Source organism: Mesorhizobium sp. M2A.F.Ca.ET.037.01.1.1, from assembly GCF_003998075.1.
In the GTDB taxonomy this organism is placed as follows: Bacteria; Pseudomonadota; Alphaproteobacteria; order Rhizobiales; family Rhizobiaceae; genus Mesorhizobium.
Genome location: NZ_RZSA01000818.1, coordinates 1 through 3,051, shown reverse-complemented (window position 1 = coordinate 3,051; position 3,051 = coordinate 1). Strand labels below are relative to the sequence as shown.

Annotated in this window: 3 protein-coding genes; 1 reads left to right on the top strand and 2 read right to left on the bottom strand. The window is 65.2% G+C overall.

Annotated elements, in window-relative coordinates:
- Together EOA27_RS29540 and EOA27_RS29535 are read right to left on the bottom strand one after the other, a co-directional pair.
- Positions 1-921: Gfo/Idh/MocA family oxidoreductase (locus tag EOA27_RS29540; protein WP_145970604.1), on the bottom strand; the 921-nt coding region annotated here is incomplete at its 3' end.
- Positions 918-1,961 (bottom strand): LacI family DNA-binding transcriptional regulator, encoded by a 1,044-nt coding sequence (locus EOA27_RS29535; protein ID WP_126081451.1) that lies wholly within the window; start codon positions 1,959-1,961, stop codon positions 918-920. The genes EOA27_RS29540 and EOA27_RS29535, both read right to left, overlap by 4 nt.
- 241 nt (positions 1,962-2,202) lie before the next feature.
- Here EOA27_RS29535 and EOA27_RS29530 point away from each other — a divergent pair.
- A partial coding sequence (locus EOA27_RS29530; RefSeq protein ID WP_127257886.1) for a DUF993 family protein occupies positions 2,203-3,051 on the top strand: 849 nt, incomplete at its 3' end.

The window sequence follows — 3,051 nt, the reverse complement described above, 5'->3', positions numbered from 1 at the left end:
GTCCTCGCCGGTGGCGGAAGGCTGGCCTTCGCCGCGGATCGCGGCGTGGAACTGGCGGACCGAGCGGGTATAGAGGTCCTCGCGGTCGAAGCTCAGCTCTTCCTCGCCGCTCGCGGTGCGCAGCAGCACCGAGCCGATCGGCTTCTGCGTCATCACATTGGCGGCGATCAGCGAGCCTTCCGTCCCGTGCACCTCGAAGCCGGTGCCGGCATATTTCGTGGTGAAGCCCTCATGCGATTGGGCGATGACGCCGGACTTGAAGCGCCAGATGCACATGGCGCCGTCCTCCAGCCCGCTTCCAGCCATGCCGGCCGATTGCGTGAAGGCCGAAACCTCGACCGGATCGTCGCCGAGCACGAAGCGCAGCGTGTCGGCATCGTGCACCGTGATGTCGAGCACCACGCCGCCGCCGGCCTCGGGCCTGGTGATACGCCAGCCTTGCAGGTTCTCCGGCAGAAAGACCGAGTGGAAGACGCGCGCCGCGATCGGCTTGCCGATGCGGCCGGCGGCGATCGCCTCTCGCATGGCGCGATGAGCGCCGGCGTTGCGCAGGTGATGATTGGTACCGAAGACGATGCCGGCGTTCTTCGCTGCCGAAACCATCGTCTTCGCATCGGCGCTAGTCAGCGCCAGCGGCTTTTCGCACAGCACATGCTTGCCCGCCTTGATCGCGGCCATGCCCTGCTCAAGATGCAATTCGTTGGTGGTGGAGATGTAGACGGCGTCGATGTCCGAGTTGAGCAGAGCGTCGAGGGTCGAGACGGCGGCCGGAATGCCGTTCTCGCGGGCGTAGGCCTCCGCGCGCTCCGCGTTCGAACTCATCACGGCTGCGATCTCGCCATTGGCCTGCGCGCGGATGGCGCTGATCATGAACTGCTTGGCGATCGTGCTGGCGCCGATTAGTCCCCATCGCGTGCTCATGCCGCGTCTCCCACCTGGCTGTTGCGGTTTGGCCCGCTGCTTTCCCGCACGACCAGGCTGACGGCGCCGATATGGTCCTCGGCGCGCGTGGTGCGCGACTGGATCATCTTCAGCATCACGTGGGCGGCGCGCTCGCCCAGCCCCGCGGTGTCGACGGCAACGCTGGTCAGCGCCGGGCTGTAATGCTCGGCCTCGGCGACGTCGTCGAAGCCGACGACGGCGAAGTCCGCTCCCGCCTCGAGGCCGCGCTTGCGCAATGCCAGCATGACACCGAAGGCAACCGCGTCGTTGAAGCAAAGGGCCGCCGTCGGCGGTTCGGGCATGACCAGCGCCGTCTCCAGGCAGGCCATGCCGCCCTTGCGGCTGGTCTCGCCCTCGACGATCGTCCGGTCTGCAACGGGGATGGCGAACGCCTCGCAGGCTTCGAGGAACCCGCCCAGACGCTCCTGATAGACGACGAGGTCGGACGAACCGCCGAAGAAGGCGAGGCGGCGATGGCCCTTGCGGATCAGATGCTCGGTGGCAAGGCAGGCGCCGCGACGATTGTCGGGGGCGATCGCCGGGATGCGGCTTTCGGGCAGCCTGCGCATGGCGAACACCACGGGCACGCCAGCCGCTTCGATGCGCCGGAAAGCCCCAGGCGTCGTGCCGCGCGCCGGCGAGACGATCAGGCCGGCCACACCCTGCTCCATCATCGATTTCAGCACCTCTTCCTGGCGTACCGGGTTCTCCGCCGTGTTGGCTATGAAGGGGACGACGCCTGCCGCCTGAAACACGCGCTCCATGCCGACCGCAAGCTCGGCGAAAAAGGGGTTGGTGAGATCGTTGATCACCATGCCGATGACGTTGGAATGGGCCTTGCGCAGATTGGCGGCGCCGCGGTTGTAGACATAGCCGACATCCTCGATCGCCTTGCGCACCTTGACCGCGGTTTCAGGCCGGATCAGCCCGCTGCCCTGCAGTACGAGCGACACCGTCGATTTGGATACGCCGGCCTCGCGGGCGATGTCCAGGATCGTCGCCTTGGCCCGGCTGGCCATCCTCGTTCCGTCCTCCACGGTTTTGAGCAAATTTTATTGGAACGTTCTAATCACCGTTCCAAATCAGAGTCAATCGTGATTCCCGCGGGATTTGAAAAATTGATTGGTGCGGTTCAGAAGCCCATTAATGCGGGCGTTTCTCCACGGCGGGACTATGCCCTGACGGCTCGAATCCCAAGATCATAGAGCTTCTTGATTTATTGGAACGTTCCATTTATAGGAGCCGCAACGGGAGAGTTCCATGGACATCATCTTGCCTGCGGCAAACGGCGACCAGATCGGCTACCGGCTCGTCGGCAAGCCGGTCGAGCCGAGCAAGAACGCGCATTTTTCGCGCATCGCCTATGCCGCCGCCCATGTCGTCGCCGACCCCATCGCCATGACCAATCCGTGGTCGCGGCCAGCGGTCGACTGGGACAAGACCATGGCGTTCCGTCATCATCTGTGGCGGCTCGGCTTCCGCATCGCCGAGGCCATGGACACCTCTCAGCGCGGCATGGGTTTCGATTGGGCGAGCGCCAAAGAGTTGATCCGCCGCTCGGTCGCCGAGGCCAGAACAGTGCCGGGCGCCGACCTTGCTTCAGGGGCGGGGACCGATCACCTGGCGCCGGCGGCGGTCAAAACGCTCGACGACGTCATCGGCGCCTATGAGGAGCAGTTCGGCTTCATCGAAGGCGAGGGCGGCAAGGCGATCATGATGGCGAGCCGCGCGCTGGCGGCGGTGGCAAAAGGGCCGGACGATTATACCCGGGTCTACGACCGCATCCTGTCGCAGGCCTCCGGCAAGGTCATCCTGCACTGGCTCGGCGACATGTTCGATCCGGCGCTCAGGGGCTATTGGGGCAGCAGCGATTTCGACGCGGCACTGGATACGGTCGTCGCCATCATCGAGCGGCATGCAGACAAGGTCGAGGGCATCAAGATATCGCTGCTCGATGCCGAGAAGGAAGTGCAGTTGCGCGACCGGCTGCCCGAGGGTGTCGTGATGTTCACCGGCGACGACTTCAACTATCCGGAGCTGATCGCCGGCGACGGCAGGCGGCATTCGCACGCGCTGCTCGGCATCTTCGACGCCATCGCGCCCGTGGCC